This window comes from Vibrio orientalis CIP 102891 = ATCC 33934 (assembly GCF_000176235.1).
GTDB classification, from domain to species: domain Bacteria; phylum Pseudomonadota; class Gammaproteobacteria; order Enterobacterales; family Vibrionaceae; genus Vibrio; species Vibrio orientalis.
In genome coordinates this window covers 1,760,176-1,784,138 of record NZ_ACZV01000005.1, presented here as the reverse complement: position 1 = coordinate 1,784,138, position 23,963 = coordinate 1,760,176, and the positions used below count along the sequence as shown (strand labels likewise).

Sequence of the window (23,963 nt, the reverse complement as noted above, 5' to 3'; positions counted from 1 at the left end):
TGATGGGGATGTTCATACTCCCACTTTCAAACTCAAAATGATTTAACCAATCACCTCCGCACTATAGAAATAATAGAGTTAGCCATGTCTACAGAGATTCAAGAAAAGCTTAATCAGCTACGTGAAACGCTTCACTATCACGGAGTGAAATACTATGTTGAAGACAATCCGGAAATCCCAGATGCCGAATATGATCGTTTAATGCGCGATCTCATGGAGCTTGAATCTCAGCACCCAGAGCTAATGAGTATTGATTCACCAAGTCAACGTGTTGGTGGCGCGCCGTTAGATGGTTTTGGTTCTGTAAAGCATGAGATCCCAATGCTATCGCTTGATAATGCGTTTGATGATGGCGAGCTCGAAAGCTTCCATAAACGCATGAAAGATCGAATCCCAAGTGCGACATTTGACGTATTTTGTTGTGAGCCAAAACTTGATGGTTTAGCGGTGAGCCTTTTATACGAAAACGGTGTGTTGGTTCAGGCTGCAACGCGAGGGGATGGGGCAACGGGTGAAAACATTACCGAGAATGTCCGTACGATTAAAGCGATCCCACTTAAGCTGCAAGGGGAAGGTTGGCCAGCGCGCATTGAAGTACGCGGCGAAGTGTTTATGCCTAAAGCGGGTTTTGACAAACTTAACGAGCTAGCGCTGAAAAAAGGTGACAAGGTTTTTGTAAACCCACGCAATGCAGCCGCTGGTAGTTTACGTCAGTTAGACTCTCGTATTACCGCAACACGACCATTGAGCTTCTATGCATATAGTGTAGGAGTTGTAGAGGGGGCTGAACTTTCCTCTAGCCATTATCAGCGCTTCTTGCAGCTTAAAGGCTGGGGACTGCCAATGTGTCCGGAAACCAAGCAAGTGTCTAGCCTTGATGATGTCAAAGCGTATTACCAAGATATTCTTGAACGCCGTGAATCACTTACGTACGAAATCGATGGTGTGGTGATTAAAGTTGACAATATTGCCCTTCAAGAACAACTTGGCTTTGTTGCTCGAGCGCCTCGTTGGGCAATTGCGTATAAATTCCCAGCGCAAGAAGAAATTACCTTACTTAACGACGTAGAGTTTCAAGTGGGACGTACGGGCGCGATTACGCCTGTAGCAAAATTAGAGCCTGTGTTCGTTGGTGGTGTGACCGTGAGTAACGCAACGCTGCACAATGCCGATGAAATCGAGCGCCTTGGCGTCATGGTTGGTGATACTGTTGTTATTCGTCGTGCCGGAGATGTGATTCCTCAGATTGTGTCGGTTGTTAGTGAGCGCAGGCCAGAGAATGCCCGTGAGATCGTTTTTCCTGAGAATTGCCCTGTATGTAAATCTCAAGTTGAACGCGTTGAAGGCGAAGCGGTAGCGCGTTGTTCTGGTGGTCTTGTCTGTCAAGCACAGCGCAAAGAGGCTCTTAAACACTTTGTCTCTCGTAAGGCTCTCGATGTTGATGGTTTAGGGGAGAAGGTGATTGAGCAGCTTGTTGATCGTGAAATGGTGGAAACGCCTGCAGATCTGTTTAAGCTATCTGCAGGTGTGATTACAGTACTTGACCGAATGGGGCCAAAATCCGCACAAAACGTGGTTGATGCGCTAAACAAGTCAAAAGAGACCACGTTGCCACGTTTCCTATACTCATTGGGTATCCGTGAGGTAGGGGAAGCGACGGCTGCAAACTTAGCTCAACACTTTAAAACGTTAGATGCAGTTAAAATTGCCAATCATGAAGCCTTGGTTGAAGTTCAAGACATAGGTGAGATTGTTGCTAGTCATATCATCGCGTTTTTTGCTCAAGATAAGAACCTCACTGTGATTGACGACCTTATTCTGCAAGGCGTTCACTGGTCAGATGTCGAAGAGAAAGATGAGAGTACTCCACAACCATTAGCGGGTAAGACGGTTGTTCTTACCGGTTCTTTATCTCAATTGACACGTAGTGATGCGAAAGCTGCGTTGCAAAACTTGGGAGCTAAGGTGACAGGGAGTGTATCTAAGAAAACCGATATTCTTTTTGCTGGTGAAAATGCAGGGTCGAAATTGGCCAAAGCACAAGAATTAGGCATTGAAATACGAACTGAAGAGGACTTAATTTCTCTGATGTAGTCCCCTCTTATAAAGTAAAAGCCACCACTAAGGTGGCTTTTTTTATGTCTGGAATAATGTCTGTTTTTTAGCTCTCATATCATGAAGCTAGCTTCTGTGATTCATGTCTTATTCATGAGTAAAACGTAATATATCAAATAAAAAATGCGAGCCACTTCAAGTTGTTTTATGTTTTTTGATCTTATAAGTCACTGTTTTTGTGGGTTTTTTATATTGACCTTACCTTGAGTGGATTGAAATGGAGATCTGGATCACTGGAATTATAAAAGTTTGTAGCGGGTCATATTTTTTTATATGGAAATTAAGTTCTGGTTGATGTTTTTCGATGCGAAGTTAGTCTGAGGAGCATGGATACACCGCGTGTATGCAGGAAACAGAAAATTGAAGTTCACGATGAGTTTTGGTTTTCAACATAGGAAATGCTTTCTCCCTTCGGCGGCCAACTTAAGGTGAGAAAAAATAATAAGACAGCTATATCCATTTTTAGGAGTTTATTCCATGGACAAAATGTTTAAACGTACGCTTTTAGGTGCAGCAGTGGCAACAGCTGCAATGACAGGTTCAGCAAACGCAGCGATCCAACTTGCGGGTGACGCAGTTCAATTTTACGGCCAAGCGGCTGGTAACATCACTCTTATCGACGCTAACGACACTCAAAGTGTTGGTGCTGACATCGAGTCTCGTATTGGTTTCCGTGGCGTAGTTGAGTTTGACGATATTTCGCCAAACTTTATCTGGCAGATGGAAGGTGGTAACGCGAATAATGGCGATAAAACTGGTGGCCTAGGTGCACGTGATACTTACCTTGGTCTCGATTTTGAAGGCGTAGGTCAATTCAAATATGGTCGTCAGCTAGTTGCTGCATACAACTATGTCGACTGGCCACACTCAAACCCAGGTCTAGGTAACGTATTTGACTGGAACAACGACATTGGTGGTGGTTACCAAGATCGTGCAGACAGTGTTTTACGTTTTGACTCAGCTAACTTCGGCGGTTTCAACTTCCAAGCAACACTAAGTGGTATGACTACAGATACAGACCAAATGGTATCAAGTGTTGGTGCGTCTTTCACTAAAGGTATGTTTAGCGTACACGGCGGCTACTACCACCAAGGTTCTTATCAAGGCAGTGTCGATGAGCCAGAGAAATTCACAACTAACGCTAATGGTGATGTGATTCTAAACCCGGATTGGAGTGCTTGGGATGCGGATGGTGGTTCAGATAGCAAGCAGACTATCGAAAGCCGTAACTACGCAATCGTAGGTGGTTCATTATTCTTAGGTGACTTTACTCTTACTGCTGCATACAAAGCGATGGAAGTGGGCGATGTCGGTCAGAACGCTTACTCGACTACTGCTCAGTACGTAATCGACAGCAAGTACGTTCTTAAAGCAGGCTACGCAGCGACTGACGATGCAGATGGTACGGAAAATACAGGTGACCAAGCTGTGACTGCACGATTTGGCTACCTATTGCCAAGCTCGTACTGGTACATTGATTCTCGTAACTACGAGTTTGATGGCGGAGATTGGGCACACCGTGTCTTAGTCGGTATGGAATACTACTTCTAATTTAGATACTTTTTACCATACAATAAGCAAGAGCATTCTTTGTAAAAAGAATGCTCTTTTCACTCAAGGAGAGATATAAATGAAAGTAATTAAAAGGTTGTCTGTTATTGGTTTTATGGTTGCTTCATTTGCTCCAAGAGCGGAAGTGAATATTGAATTTGATAGGGATGTCTCGCCGTTACTCGTTGGCGGAGAAGAGGTTGGATATTCGTTTTTTTCTAAATCAGGCTACTCGGTTCCTGACGGCACTAACCAAGTGGTAATCAAAGTTTCCAAACTAGTTGAAAAACTAGGAGAAAAAGAGAAGTTTAACTCTAAAGCTTTTGTGTTAACGTTTACTGAAGAAAATCAGCAACTTTTGATTGCACCCGATGCTAAAATCATGCGCTTAGAACAAGCAGAAGATTTCGATGCTAACCCTCGCTTTTCGGTCACAAACAAACAAGGTCAAAGCGTCGAATATGATTTAGATGAGCTGCCAAATCTTGGTGGAATCACTCGCGATTTTGAAAAAGAACTTGCTAAGTTCAACTCTAAACACTATCCAGAACTTATTGCTGCTTCATCGACAGTGGCTGTAACAGCAACAGCAGCCAACGCAACTAAAGAGAGTTCTACTGCAACAGAGCCGATGCAACCATCTCAGAACAATATGATGGAATATTGGATGCAGCAAGCTAGTGATGCAGATATCGAACAGTTTACAGAAATTGCGTTTGAAGGAAGAAATAAGTCTGAAGTTGAAATTCCACAAGATGCTAGCCAACCTGTGCAAATGTTAGGCTATTGGTTTAATAAGGCAAATAGCTCTGAAAGAAAAAAAGTGTTAGCACATTTAATTAGTCTTTAAAATTATTAAACGCACCCAAAGAGTATTGGGTGCGTTTCCCAATATCTTCACTTAACTACTCCACCCGCATTCTTGCACATCATGCTTGGAATATAATCCATTTTCCCATCAGGTAAATGGCAATCTACAAATGGTCCCATTTCAGTACTACCAGTCGAACCAGCATAGACTGACAATGAAAATAGCGCCGTTACAATTAGTGCAGCTAAGCGTTTCATAATATCTCTCCTAATAAATGTGATTATTATCACCTTGGTGATATACCTAGTATGTGCAAAGTTAGATAAAGATCAAAAAAATAGACTTGAAAGTATTTTTATCCAAAAAATAAAGACTTACTTCGTGTGAGTAATGAATTAATAAGCTATTGAAGATGTTTGGGTAGCAGGGGATACGTTTAAATTGATTTTTGAAATATTGACTAGAAAGTAGGCTTCGAATGAAACTTATTTTCTAACTATTAACTTCTAAGGTTATGAATTTATATGGGAATGTAATTCTTCAAGGAAATTAATGGGGACTTTGGCTCTTTATGTGGAATAAAGAGCCATAATTAAGATTAACTTTTTTTACTGATTGTGAGAATAATCCCTTCTACAGAGGTGATTTCAACCAAGGTATTGGCTTCCAAATCCACATCAGATTGAGCAGTCCACGTACTGTCACCAAGTTTAATTCGTCCCTTTCCTGCTGGAAAATCGTGATCTAGTCGAACGCTTTGCCCAATCAGCTGTTTGTGCTTTTGGTTGAGCTCTCGGTGGGCATCGCTTTGCTTATCTTGTTTAAACTGCTTTCGCCACCAGAGCCAAGTTGTGGCAAGCGAAAATACAGCAAATGACACCCATTGAAGTTGCCAACTCATTGGCATTGCCAAGAGAAGAGCTCCAACGATGAGCGCAGATAAGCCCAGCCATAAAAAGTAGCCAGCGGTACCGAGCAGCTCTAGCGCTAGCAAAGCGAGGCCGAAAGCTAGCCAGTGCCAGTGATTAAGACTGTCTAATAATTCAATCAAATTAACCTCTACTCACTCTTTTCATTTGAGTGCTTAAACATTTCGGCAATGCCTGCGACTGACCCCATTAAGCCAGTAGCCTCAAGCGGTAGCATGATGATTTTACCATTTTCGGCTTGGCCTATGGATTTAATAGCGTCGGTATAGCCTTGGGCAATAAAGTAATTCACTGCTTGCATGTCACCTTTTGCAATAGCCTCGGAAACCATCGAGGTTGCACGTGCTTCTGCTTCCGCCGCACGTTCGCGAGCTTCTGCTTGAAGTATAGCGGCTTGCTTATCACCCTCTGCCTTTAAAATTTCTGATTGCTTATGACCTTCCGCGCGGAGGATTTCAGCTTGGCGAACACCTTCAGCCTCAAGTACTTCAGCTCGTTTATTACGCTCCGCTTTCATTTGCGCGTTCATCGCTGCGGTTAAATCAGCCGGTGGTTGAACATCTTTAATCTCAATTCGGGTAACTTTCACACCCCAAGGGTTTGTTGCTTCGTCGACAATAGAAAGTAACTTGGTATTGATCATGTCGCGCTGGCTAAGCATCTCATCCAGCTCCATGGAGCCTAACACGGTACGAATATTGGTTAGTGTCAGGTTACGAATCGCATGCTCAAGGTCATTAACCTCATAGGCTGCTTTTGGTGCATCGATGACTTGGACAAAACAAACAGCGTCGATAGTGACATTTGCGTTGTCTTTAGAAATTACTTCTTGCGCAGGAATGTCTAAGACTCGTTCCATCATGTTGATTTTATGACCAATACCGTCAATAAATGGAATGATGATGTTGAGGCCTGGTTTTAAGGTATGTGTGTAGCGACCAAACCGTTCGACGGTCCAATTGTTGCCTTGAGGGACGGTTTTGACGGCGGAGATGATTAGCGCAATCGCTACAACGAGGAAAACACCAATTGTAATCAATGAATCAATAGCCATATCTGAAGTTCCTTATGAGAGTAGTTGAGCAATTGTTGCTTAATTACTCAACTGAAACAATGGCATAAATGAGAACTCTGACATATTTTGGGCAGAATAAAAGCCGGATAAACCGGCTTTAAGTAATTGATTTAGAAGAGTCTAATAAAGAACTGAGTAAAGCTGTCGGCGGTATTTTCCCGCAATTGGGTTGCCTTGACCTAATGCCGCAAGGATATCCATAAATGATTTCTTTAGCTCGCCATCGAGAGCGTTAAGGTCAGATTTGAGAAGGTTCCAAAGTAACTCTAACGCTTCTTCGTCACGGTTGACTTGGTGGTAGCTTAAAGCCAGCTTGTTGATCAACTCTTTGTTTGCAGGATCTTGGCTTAGTGAGGCTTCAAGAGATTGAATTTCAGGACTATTAGCAGCTTGGGCGTGAAGCTCTAGCTTAGCCACTAAACCTTTATAGTAATTATCTTGATACTCAAGTGGGATGTGTTCTAACAATGCTTTCGCTTGCTCAAAGTTTTGCGTTTCAAGGTAGCAATCTGCTAGGGCAAGCTTAATGTCGCCTTTTTGCTTTAAAGCATCATCTAACCCTTCGAAAAGGGGCAAAGCTTGGTCGTGCTGACCAGCCTGAATTAACTCACTGATTTGTTTTAAGGTCAGTTCATCTTGGCTAGGCAGATGTTTGGTTAGCATCTCTTTAATTGCTTCAAGCGTTTGTGGTCCACCCATGCCGTCGACGGCTTGACCGTTTAGAAATAGGGCAATCGTTGGCAAGGCTTGAACACCAAACTGACTCGCTATCATCTGCTCTTGTTCACAGTTGAGTAACGCGAGAGTAAACGCGCCATTGTATTGTTGAGCGAGCATTTGCAGATCTGGAATAATTTGTGCACTTTCTTGGCTCATTGGAGCCCAGAAATAGATGAGCACAGGTGTTTGCATTGAGCCTTCCAACACTTGACGGAAGTTCTGTTCATTTAGCTCGACAATAAAAGGTGATTGCATTTGAGTTGTCCTTGCAACGTGGTCTATACAGCAAAGATATGGGCAGAGTGATAAGAGTTCAAGATAAGTTATTGAACAATGTAGTGATGATAAACAAAAATACCGCCAAATAAGGCGGTATTTTTGTTTTCCCCGAAAGGGCAAGCGAAGGTGTCTATAAAACGATAAACAACGTTAGCGCAACACAGACACTCAGCCAGTTTAACTGGTTTAATGACATATTCTTATTCCGAATGTAGCGCTTAAATCTATTGGTTAGGGTTTGCCCTATTGGTTAATTTAGCGTCTTATTGTTACGAAATAATTACACACATACATTTAATTTTAGGCGGCTTGTCTCAATATTTTGTCGAGCAGTCGTGTCGGTAGAATGCGCTTTAACACGGCAAACACTTTGGTGGGGGTTGTGATTCGATAACGTATTTTTGGCTTAGCGGATTCTAATGCATCAATGAGCGGAGCGATGCATGACTCAGCGGGTAGCACAAATGCATTGTTGGATTTATCGTTGTCTAGGCGCGCCATTTGTTGATGGTATTGATCTTCATGCGCGCTCCCCTCAATGGTAATCCAGCGCTTAAAAGCACTTAATGCATTGGCTCTAAATTGAGTTTCTATTGGTCCCGGTTCGATCAGGCTGATTTTAATATTGCTATCCATCAATTCTAGACGCAGCGTATCACTCCATCCCTCAATGGCAAACTTTGAAGCATTGTAAGCACCACGATATTTCATCGCTGCAAACCCCAGTACTGAGCTATTCTGTACAATACGCCCATGCCCTTGCTTTCGCATAGTCGGCAGCAGTGAACGTACCAATTGATGCCAACCAAAAAAATTGGCTTCAAACTGCTCTCTTAGTCCGTCTGTAGGGAGGTCCTCAAGTGCCCCCGGTTGACCATATGCACCGTTGTTAAATAGTGCATCAAGCTTTCCATTGGTGAGGCGCAGCGTTTCAGCGACGCCTTGGTCAATACTCTCAGAGTTTGCTAAATCTAGCTGTATACAGGTTAATCCCTCAGCTTGTAGCCTCTGCACGTCTTGCTGTTTTCGACAAGAGGCAATGACATGATAGCCTCGTTTATGTAATGCGTGGGCACAGACATAACCAATACCTGTTGAACATCCGGTAATGAGTATAGATTTGTTCATCTTGAGCTAGAAAAGTTATCCATAAGGACGTCTAGGTTACTGGATTATTCATGGTGTTGTAATAGGTTTTTTAAAGCGGGCTCAATGCGTGAGTAACTAAAGTGAAAACCGAGTTCAGTCAGTTTCTTTGGTTTGGCTCGAATGCTGTCAAACAGTAATACCGAACTTTCTCCCATCGCAAGAGACATCACCCATTTAGGCGTTTTGAGTATATGAGGTCGCTTTAGTGTCTTGGCTAATGTCTGGCTAAATTGCTTGTTGGTGACGGGGTGGGGAGCACATAGATTGAACTCACCATAGGCATGAGGAGTGTCGAGTAAGTAAATGATACCTCTCACCATATCTAGCATATGGATCCATGGCATATATTGGCTCCCTTGCCCAAGCGGCCCACCTAACCCAAGTCGGTATGGAGGCAGCATTTTATTTAGCGCTCCTCCCTGTGGAGCTAATACTACGCCAGTTCTTAGCAAGCAGACTCGTGTCATCTCAGAGCGTGCACGGTTGGCAATTTGCTCCCACTTCGCGCACACCTCATGAGGAAAGCCCAGATCGCTGACATGTAAAGTTTCATCAAAAGGGTGCTCCTGTTGGTCTCCATAGTAGCCTACCGCTGAACCACTAATAAACACCTCAGGAGGTGTGGTGCTAGCGTGAATCAGTGACACTAAGTCCTCTGTTAGCCTCCAACGGCTATTGCAAATAGTGTGCTTTTGTTTCTTTGTCCAGCGTTTATCGGCAATAGGCTCACCCGCTAAGTTAATCACGGCATCAAAGTCATTCAGGTGATGGAATTGGTCAAGATCAGAAATGTAGGTAACATTCCCCATATCCGTGTGACTTAGGACGTGTTTAGCCTTTTGAGGGTGGCGGGTGAGCAACACCACTTCATGAGTGGTTAAATGCTTTAATAGCTCTCGCCCGATAAACCCTGTTCCACCTGTCAGCAATACCTTCATTTGAATCTCTTTCACTCCGCTAGAATCGGTTCTAATCACGCTATTAGTCTTTAACCATAGCCAACTATTGTTACTAATTATAGCGACTTAGCGCCAAACGTGATCACGTGTGGCAATATCACATAATTCATATTTGGTTACATTTGTCATTGTGTATGCCGTTGCTATCACATCAGAAAGGCGAATTGTTTGCCATGCTTGCATTCATACGAAGTGTTAAGAGTGAGCAAGGGGACCCAATGGAAGCAATGACCGCGTTGTTCAAGGCGCTTTTTGGTAGCTTACGTGATTTGATGCCAATTATTTTTGTGATTGCTTTCTTTCAGCTCATTGTTTTGCAGGAGCCTTTACCTAATTTAGTCTCAATTCTATTTGGCCTTCTACTGGTTGTATTTGGTTTAACATTTTTTATTTTTGGCTTAGAGATGGGGTTATTCCCTATCGGAGAAAGCATGGCTCAAGCGTTCGCGCGGAAAGGCAGTGTTTTCTGGCTATTGATCTTCGCCTTTTGCCTTGGTTTTGGCACTACGGTTGCTGAGCCTGCCTTGACTGCCGTGGCGGGAGAGGCTGCTGAAGTGGCGGCTGAAGGTGGGATGATCGCTAATGAAGCGCTTGCGATGGAAGAGTACGCTAATGGCCTTCGGTATACGGTGGCGCTGTCTGTCGGTATTGCTATTTTATTAGGAGTATTGAGAATTCTTAAAGGCTGGCCGATTCAGTATATGATCATTGGCGGCTATATCGGGGTGGTTATACTCACCATGTTTGCTCCCCCTAGCATTATTGGTGTTGCTTATGATTCTGGTGGCGTGACAACATCGACGATCACGGTCCCCTTAGTGACGGCACTTGGCGTTGGACTCGCTTCAGCGATTAAAGGGCGAAACCCAATGATAGATGGATTTGGCTTAATCGCCTTTGCTTCACTATTACCGATGATGTTTGTCATGGTGTATGGGATGGTGGTGGCATGATTGAGTGGAGCCATTTTGTCGATATATTCATTGATACAGTCAGCGATGTTGTGCCCATAGCATGCATTATTTTTGGTTTCCAGTTTGCGGTACTAAGAAAGCCAATTGCCCACCCTGCCAAGGTGATGCTTGGCTTTTTCTACGTGATACTTGGTTTATCGCTGTTTCTTATTGGCCTTGACCTTGCCTTGTTCCCATTGGGTGAAACCATGGCGTCTCAATTAACCGCACCAAATTTTATTCAGCAATTTCAGCTTTCGGTGGGTGTTCATTTTCAATGGTTTGATTACTACTGGGTTTACCTTTTTGCCTTTTTTATTGGTTTTAGTACCACCATTGCCGAGCCATCTTTAATTGCTGTTGCTCTGAAAGCCAATCAGGTATCGGGTGGCAGTATTAGTGTCAATGGGCTAAGAATAGCGGTCGCGTTAGGGGTTGCTTTTGGTATCTCACTGGGCAGTTACCGAATTGTGGTTGGAGACCCTATTCACTATTACATCATTTTCGGCTATGTGATTGTGGTCATTCAGACCTTTTACGCACCAAAGCTAATTATTCCATTAGCCTATGACTCGGGGGGAGTCACAACCTCAACCGTTACCGTGCCATTAGTTGCGGCCTTAGGTTTGGGGCTTGCCTCTACGGTCCCGGGGCGTAATCCGATGATAGATGGCTTTGGTTTGATTGCCTTTGCGAGCTTATTTCCAATAATTTCCGTCATGGGGTACGCACAAATAACGCAGTGGCTCAATAAAGAAACAAAACGAGAGGATGAAGAGAATGCGCTTTAAATTGCTATTGGCCTTCGTTGAAGACAGTAAGACGGATGCAGTCTTAACTGCGGCAAGAGACGCAGGTGCTACCGGTGCTACGGTGATTAACAATGCTCGGGGAGAAGGGCTTAATCAGAAAAAAACTTTTTTTGGCCTGACGTTAGATGTACAGAAAGATGTGCTTTTGTTTGTTGTGGAAGAGCATTTATCTCGCCATATTTTGGAAACCATCAGTGACGTTGGAGAATTTGATCAAGAATCTGGGCAAGGTATCGCGATACAAATTGATATTGAAGATGCCGTTGGGGTGGCGCATCAAGTTGAGAAGCTAACTAAAGTGGTAGAGGATGAATTATGAGGCAGCAAACGACAGTCCGTGTTCGTGACGTCATGGTCAGTAGTTACGTGATTATTGATGGCTTAACAACGGTTAAAGAGGGTATTCAATTGGCGCGAGAGCACGGAGTTAAAGCACTCGTGGTGAATAAACGCAGTGATGATGATGAGTATGGCTTAGTCTTAATGAACGACATCGCCAAAAAAGTTCTAGCGCAAAATCGCTCGCCAGAAAGAACCAACATCTACGAAATTATGACCAAGCCAGCACTAGGTGTCGAACCTGATATGAACGTAAAGTATTGCGCGCGTCTGTTTGAACGATTTGGCATTAGCCGAGCCCCTGTGATTGAACAGGGAAAAATTATCGGTATGGTCAGTTACAATAATATCGTGATTAACGGTATGGTTCGGGATGACTAATGTGCAAAGAGTGCGTAGAATTTCCTGATTAATTGTGAGGAGATGATGTCGTGAAACTCTTTTTTGCCTCTGATCTGCATGGCTGTTTGCCTGCAACCGAAAAAGTATTGGCTGAATATAAAAAATCCGGCGCTCAGACGTTGGTTATTTTAGGTGATGTGCTGAACCACGGTCCGCGTAACCCTGTGCCGGAAGGGTATAACCCACCCGCGGTAAGTGAATTGCTCAATCAATATGCTGATCAGATTATTGCTGTACGTGGCAATTGTGATAGTGAAGTTGATCAGATGCTACTCTCGTTTCCTATGATGATGGATTACGCTTGGGTGATGTTGCCATCTGGGCAGCGTTTGTTCTTAACTCATGGTCACCTTTATAACTCGGACAAACGTCCGCCACTAAGGCAAGGTGACGTCATTGCTCATGGGCACACGCACATCCCTGTTGCTGAGTTGAATAATGGCCAGTTTATATTTAATCCGGGCTCGATAACCTTTCCACGCAATGGGTATGCGGCGAGTTATGGTTTACTAGAGCACAACCAACTAAGTGTGGTCACTTTTGATGGTGAAGTGTTAGCGCAAACGTCACTTAGCTAGTTGATGGGCAGCCTTGTTTGGCTGCCATAAAATCGTCTTCAGACTAATAATTTAATGCCAACCGCAAATGTGAGAACTTCAAAACAAGTCTTTATTACCTTGTTACTATAGCGTGTCGTGAGGTAAGCACCGAGGCTACCACCTAAAAATGAACCCAGTAGCAGTACAGGTAGCCAAGGCCAGTAAATAGGAGCGCCAGCTTGAGCAACGGCTATCCCGCCAATTCCATTCCAGAATAGGCCGACACATAGCATGGTAAGGGCAACGGCTTGTTTGTAGCTGTATCCAAACCAGCGGACAAGAAATAGAGTGACAAGCAAGCCAGAGCCGGCTGTTAACGAGCCATTGACCACCCCGATGAGCATTAGACTTATGCCGCCTAAGATCCAGCCAAGTGGATCGCGGTGAGACGGAACTTCTTCCTGTCCGAGCTGCTTTTTAAGTCGAGAGTAAATTCCTAGCGCTAAAATCATTGCGCCAAGCATTTTCTTTGCAATCTCTTCTGGAATGAGAAGCACAATATTGGCACCGAGCACCACACCAATACTTCCAACAAAAAACAAATAAACGGCAACCCTAAAAGGAAAGCTTTTGTTTTTGATATGTGTGTATGCAGCGCCAAGCCCAAGAGCAACGCTGGCAATTTTATGAGTCGCTAGAGCTGTAGAAAAAGGTAAGCCGAAGAAAATGAGCAATGGAAATTGCAACAAACCAGCGCCACCACCAGAGAGTGAAGCGAGGGTATTGGCCAACAGTGAGCCAAGGAATAGGGCGAAAGTATTAATCCAGTCCATGATACAAAGAAAAAGAAAGGGGCTTCATGCCCCTTTACTTGAATTTAATTGCTGAAAAGAACAGTAGAGCCGTGGCTGAGGCTCGTCAGCAATAACGTTTTTTCATTGACGATGTCGATGCGACGGCTTTGTTGTGCATCCATTTTAAAAATCTGCGTGATTAGCTGAAGCTGCGCTTCAGTAAAATCTTTGCTTTGCGCAGAGGAGACATCTTTAAACTCGGTAGGGGAGACTAACAAGTAGTTATCACTAATATCCCACTCGCCAGTTTCCGAAATGTTAATAACACTTTCAGCAGACTGATCGCCATTTGCGTATAAACGAACGGTAGCGACACGAATGTAAGTGTTATTAGGTAAATATTTGACGTTAGAGGAGATATCCGCTTTACGTAGTGGGCCGACAGACTCTTCTTGAAGTGGCGCTGTGATGACAGTAACCATCTTAGATTGCCATTCGTGAGAAGTAAGGACTTGCTCAACTTTTAAGTCACTACCCCAGTAGAGCCATCCACTAAATAGTGCTGAAAAAACAAGTAGGCCAGCTGCAATTTTTTGATTCATTGTGACGCTTCCTATTGGCAGACTTTACTTAGATCTTCTTGCTCAGCGAAGATTCGTAATGTGATGTTCTGGCCAGAGTGATCTAACGAGTGAATGTAGTTCAGCACGAGTTGATTATTCTGCCCTCCGGTTGCTATCACTTCAATAGGAGCGAGATCATCCAAGTGTGTCTCATTGTATTTCTTTACACACTGCTTAATCGACGGGTACCACTGAGTTAAATCAGGATGGTTGATTGGCGTTTTCACGGGAGTATTGTCAAATACACCAAGTTCGCGGAACTCAGACTCAGCAGGGTTAGTGAATAACACGACACATAGCGGTAGGAATAAAGCCAAAGCCAAGAAAAGTTTAGATGTCAGGCTCCAAGCCGTGCGAGGAGTTGGCTGTTCAATTTGCTGTGGCTGTGCCTGGGATACTTGCTCTGCTTGAGGGCTCGCAGGTATTTCTGCCGTGGTTTCAATATCAATAATATCGATAGCTTCAACGTCGTCCGTCGCCCCGCTTTCCTCAAGATCAGATTCTCCACTCATTAGCGGTGTTGTACGTTCAACAGTACATATAAGCTGGTAGCCACGCTTTGGCACTGTTTTTACAAACATTGGAGATTTAGTGGAATCTTTAAGGAGCTTTCGTAATGTCGAAATTGCTTGTGTTAGGCTAGAGTCATCGACCTCAAAGCCTTGTTTGCGCCAAACGAAGTCATGCAGATCGTTTCGGGAAACAATTTCACTCGGTTTTTCACACAGAAGCAGAAGAATGCGGCTCTCGTTGCTTCCTAAGCGAATAAGCTCATTATCGGTTTCCTTATCGATAAGAGAGTTTGTATTCGGGTCAAAAGTGAATCTGTTTGCAAGATTAAACTTAGTACCTATATTACTCATCAATCATTAGCCATTGTTGTAAAGGTTTCAGAACGTAGTATTTGATCAGTTCTAACTCTCACTAGTGCAAAATGTGACTAGTTTAGAATTTTTGATTTTTTAGAGGTGCAAGGATAGTCAAAATAAAACCAAAAAAACACTGTTTTTATGCTTCTTGACCTTGAATTTACATTTGTCACCCTCATGTTAACTGACAGATTTAGGCCAATTGACAATTCTTACTATGGATGTATTGGTTTGATAAGTATAGAACTTATGGAGTTATCATGAGCGAAACAGCAACACATAACAAAGAAACTCGTGGCTTTCAGTCCGAAGTAAAACAACTACTTCATCTAATGATTCATTCTCTCTATTCAAATAAAGAGATCTTTCTTCGCGAGCTAATTTCGAATGCGTCTGATGCTTCTGACAAACTGCGTTTTCAAGCACTGTCTAATTCGGAACTTTATCAAGGCGACGCTGAGTTAGGTGTAAAGCTTTCTTTTGATGAGGCATCTAACACTCTAACGATTTCTGATAACGGCATCGGCATGAGTCGTGAAGACGTTATTGAGCACCTAGGTACTATCGCTAAATCGGGGACTGCCGATTTCTTCTCTAAATTATCTGAAGACCAATCTAAAGATTCGCAACTGATTGGTCAATTCGGGGTTGGTTTCTACTCGGCATTTATTGTTGCTGGTGCAGTGACGGTTCGCACTCGTGCAGCGGGTCTTGGCTCAGAACAGGGCGTGCAGTGGCACTCTGCTGGTGAAGGCGAGTACACGATTGAAGATGTGACGAAAGAATCCCGTGGTACGGATATCATTCTTCATATGCGTGAAGAAGGTAAAGAGTTCCTAAATGAATGGCGTCTGCGTGAAGTGATCAGCAAGTATTCTGATCACATCGGCATCCCAGTTTCTATTCAAACCGCTGAACGCGATGAAGAAGGAAAAGAAACAGGCACTAAAAAGTGGGAGCAAATCAATAAAGCTCAAGCACTATGGACTCGCAATAAATCAGATATCGCTGAAGAAGAGTACCAAGAGTTCTACAAACATGTTTCACACGACTTTGCTGATCCACTTGTATGGAGCCATAACCGTGTAGAAGGTAAGAACGACTACACAAGTTTGCTATACATTCCATCTCAAGCGCCTTGGGATATGATGAACCGAGACCATAAATCAGGTCTAAAACTTTATGTTCAGCGTGTATTCATCATGGATGATGCTGAGCAGTTTATGCCGTCATACCTACGTTTCGTTCGTGGCCTGATAGATTCAAATGATCTTCCATTGAATGTTTCTCGTGAAATTCTACAAGACAACAAGGTGACTCAGTCTCTGCGTGGTGCTTGTACTAAACGTGTTTTGACTATGCTTGAGCGCATGGCGAAGAACGATGAAGAGAAATATCAAACCTTCTGGAAGCAGTTTGGCCTAGTCATGAAAGAAGGCCCTGCTGAAGACATGAGCAATAAAGAGAAGATTGCAGGTCTTCTACGCTTTGCTTCTACGGAAGTCGACTCAGCGGATCAGACTGTGGGTCTAGCATCTTATGTTGAGCGCATGAAAGAAGGTCAAGATAAGATCTACTACCTAACTGCTGACAGCTATGCAGCGGCAAAAAACAGCCCTCACTTAGAGCAGTTTAAAGCAAAAGGTATCGAGGTTGTTCTAATGTACGATCGTATCGATGAGTACGTGATGAACTATCTCACTGAGTTTGACGGAAAGCAGTTCCAGTCAATCACTAAAGCGGGCTTAGATCTAAGCAAGTTCGAAGACGAAGCGGAAAAAGAGAAGCAGAAAGAGACTGAAGAAGAATTCAAGTCTGTCGTTGAACGTACCAAAGAATACTTGGGCGACCGTGTGAAAGAGGTTCGTACTACGTTCAAACTGGCAAGCACTCCTGCGGTTGTTGTGACTGATGACTTCGAAATGGGGACTCAAATGGCGAAACTTCTAGAAGCGGCTGGCCAAGCGGCTCCTGAAGTGAAGTACATTTTTGAAATTAACCCAGAACACGCTTTGGTTAAGCAAATGGCAGATGAAGCCGATGAACAAGCGTTTGGTCGCTGGGTCGAGGTTTTACTTGGTCAAGCGATGCTGGCTGAGCGAGGTTCGATAGAAGATCCCTCTCAGTTCTTAGGTGCCATCAATACGCTTTTGACTAAGGGCTAATAGCTCATTTGATCCAAAAAGCTCGCATTTTGCGGGCTTTTTGATTTATTTGCGCTTATCGTGAATAAAATTGCGTGAAAGAGTAGGGAGTGTGAGTGTTTAAGCATTCTTTAGTCGTAAACCACGCTTTGGTTTTAAATTGTATGGTAGAATGCAATCTTGAAACCAAGTGAACAGGCGTGTAATGTGCACGCCTGTTTTATTGCTAAATACAAGAACGGTTATACCGAAACTTACCGTGAGAAGCGGCGGAGTCATGACTTGGCTAAGTATAGTGAGCTTCGGTATAAATCATTATTATCTTAAGAGGATTCAACATGCGCATCATTCTTCTAGGTGCTCCAGGTGCAGGTAAAGGCACACAAGCTAATTTCATCATGGAAAAATACGGTGTTCCGCAGATCTCTACTGGTGACATGCTACGTGCTGCTATCAAAGCAGGTACAGAGCTTGGTAAACAAGCTAAAGCTGTAATTGACGCTGGTCAGCTAGTTTCTGATGAAATCATCCTTGGTCTAATCAAAGAGCGTATTGCTCAAGATGACTGCGAAAAAGGTTTCCTACTAGACGGTTTCCCACGCACTATCCCACAGGCTGATGGCCTGAAAGAGATGGGTGTTGACGTAGATTACGTTATTGAATTTGACGTTGCTGACGATGTTATCGTTGAGCGTATGGCTGGTCGTCGTGCTCACCTTGCATCAGGTCGTACTTACCACGTCGTTTACAACCCGCCTAAAGTGGAAGGTAAAGATGACGTAACAGGTGAAGATCTTGTTGTACGTGATGATGATAAAGAAGAGACAGTACGTGCTCGTCTAGGTGTATACCATGATCAAACTGCACCGCTTATCTCTTACTACGGTAAAGAAGCTGAAGCTGGTAACACTAAGTACCTTAAGTTTGATGGTACTAAGCAAGTTACTGAAGTTAGTGCAGATATCGAGAAAGCACTAGCATAAATTGCTACCAGCGATTTTTGAAAATTTGTTATAGTGAAAGCGACCTTATATAGGTCGTTTTTTTATGCTTTGGTTTTGATCTGAAACGAGAGCACCTACGTAAAGAGTCTTTTCAGTATCGACAGGAATCTATGCAAAATAATAAAAAACAGGGTGTGTTACTGGTTAACTTGGGTACGCCTGATGAAGCGACTGCGCCTGCAGTAAAACGATTTTTAAGCCAATTTCTTCATGATCAACGTGTGGTTGATATGACTCGCTGGCTTTGGTGTCCTATTTTGCATGGTGTGATCTTGCCTATTCGTGCGCCAAAGGTCGCTAAACTTTATCAATCGGTTTGGACTGAAGAGGGCTCACCTCTGATGGTGTACTCTAAACGCCAGGTCGAGAAATTAAAGCAGCTGGTGGATATGCCTGTTGAGTTAGGTATGACTTATGGTACTCCTAGTTTACAAACAGGAGTTGAGTCATTGTTAGCTCAAGGGGTAGAGGAAGTCATCGTGCTGCCTTTATATCCGCAGTATTCCGGTACCACAACGGCAGCAGTCTCTGACGGTTTGACTAAAGCATTTAAGAATATCCCAGTTACACCAAGTTTCCAGTTTATCCGCGACTATCATGATCACCCCACTTATATCAAAGCACTAGCTGAGAGTGTCAAACGTTCATGGCAAGAGAAGGGGAAAGGTGATTACTTACTTTGTTCTTACCATGGTATTCCAAAGCGCTACGCTGATAACGGTGATATTTACCCTCAGCACTGCCAGCGCACGACAGAGCTATTGGCAAAAGAGCTTGGGTTAACGTCTGAGCAAATAGGCATGACCTACCAATCTCGCTTTGGACGAGAGGAGTGGTTGCAGCCATACACGGATAAGACGCTAGAAGCATTGCCAGCTAGGGGAATAAAGAAGCTTGATATCATGGCTCCAGCATTTTCTGTTGATTGTCTGGAAACGCTAGAAGAGCTTTCAGAAGAGTGCCGAGACATTTTTATTGAGCATGGTGGGGAAGCATTCACTTACATACCGTGTTTAAACGATGATGAGCGTCATATACAGATGATGCTAGAGATTGTTTGCCGCTAATAAGTACAGATTTTGTACTTGAAAAGGCTGTCTTCAGGGCAGCTTTTTTTATACCCATAGCTTACTGAGTCAAAAGTGTTAAAGGCTTAATATTGATCGCGTTTATATTGAAGTGATCAAGATCTCATTATTATTATTGAAAATTAAGTGAAATCTAAATCTGGTGTGACCTAGACCCTTATCGTCCTGCCCGAACACTAAGGTGGTGTGATTGCGATCACTCTACGTCATTTTTGATATTTTTATCTTTATTTAAGTTGCTGAAATTAAAGAGTTAAATTTCTTTGTCGTTTTTGACGGTGAGCCATGTCTCACTAAGTAGGTATTTATTTCATCTTGGAAAATAAATCTTGCAGTATGAAAAGCAAGCCAGGGAGGCAAACCTTCTTTGCGGTCAATGGTAAAGAATTACCGAATAAGAACCGCGGCGACTTTTGATATATTAAGGCAGATTCTAATGAAAAAACTATTTACGCTAAGCGCACTTTCTCTTGCTTTCGCTTCAACGGCATTCGCGGGTTCTTCATACGTAACAGGTAACGTGCAATTCCATGATGATGGTCGTATCCATGGTTCTAGTGCGACTTCAACGCTAGAAGCTGGCCACACTTTTGATAACCAGTTTGGTGGTCTTACGGTTTACACTGAATTTGATGGTATTCAACTAGGCGATCTAGAAGGTCTTACAGCTGCAGAAACTGGTAGCTTGCCTTCTACAGGTCAAGCTAACGCATTTATTACTGTTGGTGGTGAGCAGTCATTTAACATTACTGACAAGCTTTGGGTTGCTGCTGGTTACCAACACCTATTCTCTGCGGGTGAGAACATTCAATACCGTCCGTTAGTTAAAATTGGTTACAACTTTGACAATGGTATCTCTATCAGCAACCGTACTCGTGCGCATATTGATGCAACAGATGCAGATGCTAAAACAGACTACCGAATGGATAACCGTATTGGCTACGTGTTAAATGAAGATGTTAGCCTTAGCTACAACAACGTATACATGATTGAAGCTGAAGCTATGGATCACGAGCTGCGCGCTACATGGACACGTCAAGGCGTTCAACCATACTTTGAGTTCCGCTCTCAGGCTCACGGTGTTGAATTTGCAAATGGCGATGACAAAGTGAACAACGCATTTGTATTTGGTGCATCTTACGGCTTCTAAGCCAAACTTATTACTGTCCTAAAAAAAGCCCAGCATATGCTGGGCTTTCTTTTATTGGTTGCCTTTATAGTGGCGGTACTCGAATACTTGGCCTTTGTCATTAAAGGCGTATACCGAGTATTCATCCTGTTTTTCGCCATATTCCATACCAGGCGACCCCATAGGCATTCCTGGAACTGCAAGGCCTTTCGCATTCTTAGGTGGGTTTTCTAAAAAAGCTTTAATGTCATCAGCTGGAATATGCCCTTCAAATATATAGCCATTGATCTCTGCGGTATGGCATGAGGCAAGCTCTGGAGTTACACCGAGCTTTTGTTTAATAGGATTCATGTTTTCATGCAGCTTTTCTTCGACGGTAAAGCCTGCATCTTGCATGTGTTTCGTCCACTCGGTACAACAGCCACAGTATGGCGACTTGTGATTGAGGACGTCAGCCGCTAAGGCATTGCCTGACAATAGGAACATTGCGGTAAGGGCGATAGTTTTGGTATTCATAGGAACCTCTACGAAGTTTTAAATAATCTTAATCGATTAGCATTGCTAACCACGGTAATCGACGAAAGGGCCATAGCTGCGCCTGCTACAACAGGGCTCAGTAAGAAGCCGAAAGTTGGGTATAAAACACCAGCAGCGATAGGAATCCCTAAAGTGTTATAGATAAACGCGCCAAATAGGTTTTGTTTCATATTTCGAACGGTTGCTTTTGAAAGTTCAATCGCTCTGAGTATTGAAAGAGGAGATGAGTTGAGCAGTGTCATTTGTGCACTTTCTATCGCGACATCACTGCCACTTCCCATTGCCACCCCAACATTTGCTATCGCTAGTGCGGGTGCATCATTGACACCATCGCCAATCATTGCAACGCACTTACCTTGTCGTTGTAAACCTTCAATATGACTGGCTTTCTCGTCGGGTAAGACTTGCGCGATTACTTGTTGGATTCCTAGCTGCATGGCGATGGCTTCGGCGACCACCTGATTGTCACCAGTGAGCATGACAGGGACAATATTCATTGTTTTTAAAGCGCTGACCGCTTTCTTAGCATCCGGTTTGATTGGGTCAGCTATCGCGATGACACCTTGGGTCATTCCATTCATTTGGACGATGATAGGCGTCCATGCATTGTTGAGGTATTGAGTTAACGTTGATTGTAGGTCTTGTAAATCCCACTGATTTTGTTCGGCAACATTGAGTGATACCAGCGAAATAGTGCAATTGCCGTACAATGCTTCGACACCTTGCCCACGATGGTTTTTGAAATTAGACACATCAACGAGTTCGATATTTTTCTCTAAGGCCTTGTCGACGATAGCTTTTGCTAACGGGTGCTCTGAGTGTTGCTCAACGGAGGCACTGAGAGAGAGAAGCTGATGATCATTTCCGGTTAAGGAAAAAATAGCTTGGACTTGGGGTTTTCCTTCGGTCAAGGTGCCTGTCTTATCAAATACTACCGTATCGATTTTACTGGCTGATTGTAAAACGTTAGCGTCACGGATAAGGATGCCCATTTCAGCTGCTTTTCCTACCCCAACAGTCACCGATAAAGGTGTCGCCAAGCCTAATGCGCATGGACAAGCAATGATCAACACCGTTGTGGCGACGACTAACATATAGCTTGCACTTGGCTGTGGCCCAACTAAGTACCAAATAAGAGCTGAAATGAGCGCGATAGCGACTACGATAGGGACAAAGACCGCGGAAATTTGGTCGGCAAGCTTGGCGATTTTCGGTTTACTGCTTTGAGCTTGGCGAACCATAGTCACGATGCGCGCCAGCATTGTATTATTGCCAACGCCCTGAGCTTCAATAATCAGAGAGCCATCTTGGTTAATGGTACCTGCTGAGATAGCATCTCCAACCTGCTTGTTAACGGGAACAGCTTCGCCAGTAAGCATTGACTCATCTAAGTAAGACTCTCCTGATTGAACTCGTCCGTCGACAGGAATTTTCTCACCAGGTTTTACCCTCAATAGCATACCAACTTGAATCGTTTTGATATCAATGACTTGCTCACCTTGTTCGGTCACTAAATTAGCCGTTTGAGGTTGAAGGCCAATTAATGCTTGTAGAGACGAGGTGGTTCTAGCTTTGGCTTTGGCTTCGATATAATGGCCAAGAGAGATAAGGCCAACGATCATGGCGCTGGCTTCAAAGTAAACATGGCGCGAGGGAGCAGGAAAAAAGCTAGGAAATAATACAACTAGCATTGAAAATATCCATGCGGACCCGACACCTAATGCAACCAGCGTATCCATAGTGGCTCGTTTGTGAGTGAGTGCTTGCCACGCATTGACAAAGAATGAATGACCGGCCGTTGCCAAAAGCCAAAGGCAGATAAGGCCAACAACTCCCCATGCAACTTGGTCTTGGGAGTTACGAATCATCATATTTCCGCCAAGAACACCCCAAAGCATAAGTGGGCCTCCGACGGCTAAGCCAAACCAAGCACTGCGTTTGTATTGAGCTTGTACAGCGACTTGCTGTTGCTGCTGTTTTAGTTGCTGCGTTTCAGGATCAGTAACAAGTTGTGCGTGGTAGCCTGCCGCATCTATGGCAGGAAGCAGTTGGGTCTCAATTTGGCAGTTCTCTAATGCGCTATAAACAATCGCGCTTTGTTCTGCGAGGTTAACTTGCACTTTATCTATGCCAGTGACGCTCATTATTGTTTTTTCAACCGATGCTACACAGCTCGCGCAAGTCATGCCAGAGATCAGAAGTTGGTGAGTATGATGATTTGCATCGATACTGTTGTTTTCTTCCGGTGGCGCTTGGAGTGTCTCTTTAACTTCTTCTCGTTGAGGTTCATTCAATGTGGCTTGATAACCAAGCGATGCCACTAAAGCTTGTAAGGTTTCTAATGAATGTAGAGTTGAGATTGAAAGTTCACTTTTTGAGGCGCTGAATTGACCTACATACGCATCCTCACTTAACGCTTTTTCAAGCTTGGCGACACATTTACCACAACTTAGCCCACGCAGGTGCAGTCGATAATGATTACCGGCTTGGTAGCCAAGTTCCATGACCGACTTTTCAATCTCAAGAAATGTTTGCGAACTTTCTAATGAGATAAAGGCTGGCGAAAGTTCATAGACTGTCGTTTCAAGCTCAGAAGAGAGTTTAGTCTCTACTTTTCTTGCGCACCCCATACAATTTAGCCCTGATAGGGGAATATCAAACTTAGCCATAACCTTACCTTACATTAGTAGCGATGATGACGAAGCATAAACCTTGCCTTAAGGGGAAGGTCAAACACTGTTTGATAGAAAGTCAAAACCGTCAAATTTTGCTTTTTGCTTAGGACTTTTAACGTTTTCTAATGCGAGTTACTTCTAACTTTTTTATCGATGAATATAAAGTTCCGTAAAATATTCAAAAACTAGTGAGATGTAGCTAACAATTTTTTCGCAAGATAAGCCATATATTGATTGTTTTTCTAAAATTAACGTTTTTTAAGTTTTAGAATTTCTTGCTAAGTTACTGATTTGTAATGAACTATAAGTGTGTTAATAAAGCCCGTTTTGAAGTGAGTCAGATTTTTCTTCGGATAGTTTTTTGAAGCAAAAAAAGTTTGCCAAGATGAACTCGTCCATAAATGGTTCTCCCCATTAAATCATGATGTTAGGTGGTTTCCTGGGGAGTGCTAACAAAAAATAGATTC

The 23,963-nt window shown here is 43.4% G+C and carries 23 protein-coding genes; 12 read left to right on the top strand and 11 right to left on the bottom strand.

Annotation, left to right across the window (positions count from 1 at the left end; translation table 11 throughout):
- The first annotated feature begins 84 nt into the window (after window positions 1-84).
- From ligA to VIA_RS18815, 3 genes are all read left to right on the top strand, one after another.
- Window positions 85-2,094 (top strand): NAD-dependent DNA ligase LigA, encoded by a 2,010-nt coding sequence (gene ligA / locus VIA_RS18825; RefSeq protein ID WP_004415098.1) that lies wholly within the window; start codon window positions 85-87, stop codon window positions 2,092-2,094.
- A 498-nt stretch (window positions 2,095-2,592) separates the two neighbouring features.
- The gene (locus tag VIA_RS18820; protein ID WP_004415096.1) at window positions 2,593-3,666 is read left to right on the top strand and encodes a porin; all 1,074 of its coding nucleotides are present in this window, start codon (window positions 2,593-2,595) and stop codon (window positions 3,664-3,666) included.
- Between the two features lie 79 nt (window positions 3,667-3,745).
- On the top strand, window positions 3,746-4,516 hold the full coding sequence (locus tag VIA_RS18815) for a DUF2057 family protein (protein ID WP_004415095.1): 771 nt from the start codon (window positions 3,746-3,748) through the stop codon (window positions 4,514-4,516).
- 47 nt (window positions 4,517-4,563) lie between these two features.
- On the opposite strand, the gene VIA_RS22450 is transcribed toward VIA_RS18815, so the two are convergent.
- The 6 genes from VIA_RS22450 to VIA_RS18790 form a co-directional block, all read right to left on the bottom strand.
- Entirely contained in the window at window positions 4,564-4,734 is a 171-nt protein-coding gene (locus VIA_RS22450) for a hypothetical protein (RefSeq protein ID WP_004415093.1), read from the bottom strand.
- Window positions 4,735-5,075: 341 nt separating this feature from the next.
- Window positions 5,076-5,528 carry an NfeD family protein gene (locus VIA_RS18810; protein ID WP_004415091.1) on the bottom strand — a complete coding sequence of 151 codons (453 nt, stop codon included), beginning with the start codon at window positions 5,526-5,528 and terminating at the stop codon, window positions 5,076-5,078.
- Window positions 5,529-5,536: 8 nt separating this feature from the next.
- Window positions 5,537-6,460, bottom strand: coding sequence for an SPFH domain-containing protein (locus tag VIA_RS18805; RefSeq protein ID WP_004415090.1), 924 nt, complete (start codon window positions 6,458-6,460; stop codon window positions 5,537-5,539).
- 141 nt (window positions 6,461-6,601) lie between these two features.
- Window positions 6,602-7,456: a co-chaperone YbbN gene (locus VIA_RS18800; protein ID WP_004415088.1), complete on the bottom strand. Its 855-nt coding sequence runs from the start codon at window positions 7,454-7,456 to the stop codon at window positions 6,602-6,604.
- 324 nt (window positions 7,457-7,780) lie between these two features.
- The gene (locus VIA_RS18795) at window positions 7,781-8,608 is read right to left on the bottom strand and encodes an SDR family oxidoreductase (RefSeq protein ID WP_004415086.1); all 828 of its coding nucleotides are present in this window, start codon (window positions 8,606-8,608) and stop codon (window positions 7,781-7,783) included.
- Between the two features lie 44 nt (window positions 8,609-8,652).
- Window positions 8,653-9,567: a TIGR01777 family oxidoreductase gene (locus VIA_RS18790; protein ID WP_004415084.1), complete on the bottom strand. Its 915-nt coding sequence runs from the start codon at window positions 9,565-9,567 to the stop codon at window positions 8,653-8,655.
- Window positions 9,568-9,806: 239 nt separating this feature from the next.
- On the opposite strand from VIA_RS18790, the gene VIA_RS18785 reads away from it, so the two are divergent.
- From VIA_RS18785 to yfcE, 5 genes are read left to right on the top strand one after another with little or no spacing between them, the layout of a single operon-like run.
- Window positions 9,807-10,541, top strand: a complete 735-nt coding sequence (locus VIA_RS18785) for a DUF1538 domain-containing protein (protein WP_038211115.1) — start codon at window positions 9,807-9,809, stop codon at window positions 10,539-10,541.
- Complete coding sequence (locus VIA_RS18780; RefSeq protein WP_004417220.1) at window positions 10,538-11,332, top strand: DUF1538 domain-containing protein; 795 nt, start codon at window positions 10,538-10,540, stop codon at window positions 11,330-11,332. The genes VIA_RS18785 and VIA_RS18780 overlap by 4 nt, the downstream gene beginning before the upstream one ends.
- Window positions 11,322-11,672 carry a P-II family nitrogen regulator gene (locus VIA_RS18775; RefSeq protein ID WP_004415080.1) on the top strand — a complete coding sequence of 117 codons (351 nt, stop codon included), beginning with the start codon at window positions 11,322-11,324 and terminating at the stop codon, window positions 11,670-11,672. Before VIA_RS18780 ends, VIA_RS18775 begins: the two co-directional genes overlap by 11 nt.
- Window positions 11,669-12,073, top strand: coding sequence for a CBS domain-containing protein (locus tag VIA_RS18770; RefSeq protein WP_004415078.1), 405 nt, complete (start codon window positions 11,669-11,671; stop codon window positions 12,071-12,073). The genes VIA_RS18775 and VIA_RS18770 overlap by 4 nt, the downstream gene beginning before the upstream one ends.
- Window positions 12,074-12,123: 50 nt before the next feature.
- Window positions 12,124-12,672, top strand: coding sequence for a phosphodiesterase (gene yfcE / locus VIA_RS18765; RefSeq protein WP_004415077.1), 549 nt, complete (start codon window positions 12,124-12,126; stop codon window positions 12,670-12,672).
- Between the two features lie 38 nt (window positions 12,673-12,710).
- On the opposite strand, the gene VIA_RS18760 is transcribed toward yfcE, so the two are convergent.
- The 3 genes from VIA_RS18760 to VIA_RS18750 are packed head-to-tail and all read right to left on the bottom strand — an operon-like array spanning window position 12,711 to window position 14,913.
- Window positions 12,711-13,466 (bottom strand): sulfite exporter TauE/SafE family protein, encoded by a 756-nt coding sequence (locus tag VIA_RS18760; protein ID WP_004415076.1) that lies wholly within the window; start codon window positions 13,464-13,466, stop codon window positions 12,711-12,713.
- 44 nt (window positions 13,467-13,510) lie between these two features.
- A complete protein-coding gene (locus VIA_RS18755) occupies window positions 13,511-14,029 on the bottom strand; it encodes a regulatory protein ToxS (protein WP_004415074.1) in 519 nt (172 codons plus the stop codon).
- 11 nt (window positions 14,030-14,040) lie between these two features.
- A complete protein-coding gene (locus tag VIA_RS18750) occupies window positions 14,041-14,913 on the bottom strand; it encodes a winged helix-turn-helix domain-containing protein (RefSeq protein WP_004415072.1) in 873 nt (290 codons plus the stop codon).
- Between the two features lie 266 nt (window positions 14,914-15,179).
- On the opposite strand from VIA_RS18750, the gene htpG reads away from it, so the two are divergent.
- The 4 genes from htpG to VIA_RS18730 all read left to right on the top strand — a co-directional run bounded on the left by htpG (window position 15,180) and on the right by VIA_RS18730 (window position 20,305).
- Window positions 15,180-17,084: a molecular chaperone HtpG gene (gene htpG / locus VIA_RS18745; protein ID WP_004415069.1), complete on the top strand. Its 1,905-nt coding sequence runs from the start codon at window positions 15,180-15,182 to the stop codon at window positions 17,082-17,084.
- Window positions 17,085-17,401: 317 nt separating this feature from the next.
- A complete protein-coding gene (adk, locus tag VIA_RS18740) occupies window positions 17,402-18,046 on the top strand; it encodes an adenylate kinase (protein WP_004415068.1) in 645 nt (214 codons plus the stop codon).
- Window positions 18,047-18,177: 131 nt separating this feature from the next.
- On the top strand, window positions 18,178-19,134 hold the full coding sequence (hemH, locus tag VIA_RS18735) for a ferrochelatase (protein ID WP_004415066.1): 957 nt from the start codon (window positions 18,178-18,180) through the stop codon (window positions 19,132-19,134).
- Between the two features lie 457 nt (window positions 19,135-19,591).
- On the top strand, window positions 19,592-20,305 hold the full coding sequence (locus tag VIA_RS18730; protein WP_004415064.1) for an oligogalacturonate-specific porin KdgM family protein: 714 nt from the start codon (window positions 19,592-19,594) through the stop codon (window positions 20,303-20,305).
- Window positions 20,306-20,356: 51 nt separating this feature from the next.
- Here VIA_RS18730 and VIA_RS18725 read toward each other — a convergent pair whose 3' ends face one another.
- Both VIA_RS18725 and VIA_RS18720 read right to left on the bottom strand, forming a co-directional pair.
- Window positions 20,357-20,800: a DUF411 domain-containing protein gene (locus tag VIA_RS18725; protein ID WP_004415061.1), complete on the bottom strand. Its 444-nt coding sequence runs from the start codon at window positions 20,798-20,800 to the stop codon at window positions 20,357-20,359.
- 8 nt (window positions 20,801-20,808) lie between these two features.
- Window positions 20,809-23,490, bottom strand: a complete 2,682-nt coding sequence (locus VIA_RS18720) for a heavy metal translocating P-type ATPase (protein WP_004415060.1) — start codon at window positions 23,488-23,490, stop codon at window positions 20,809-20,811.
- Window positions 23,491-23,963 lie beyond the last annotated feature (473 nt).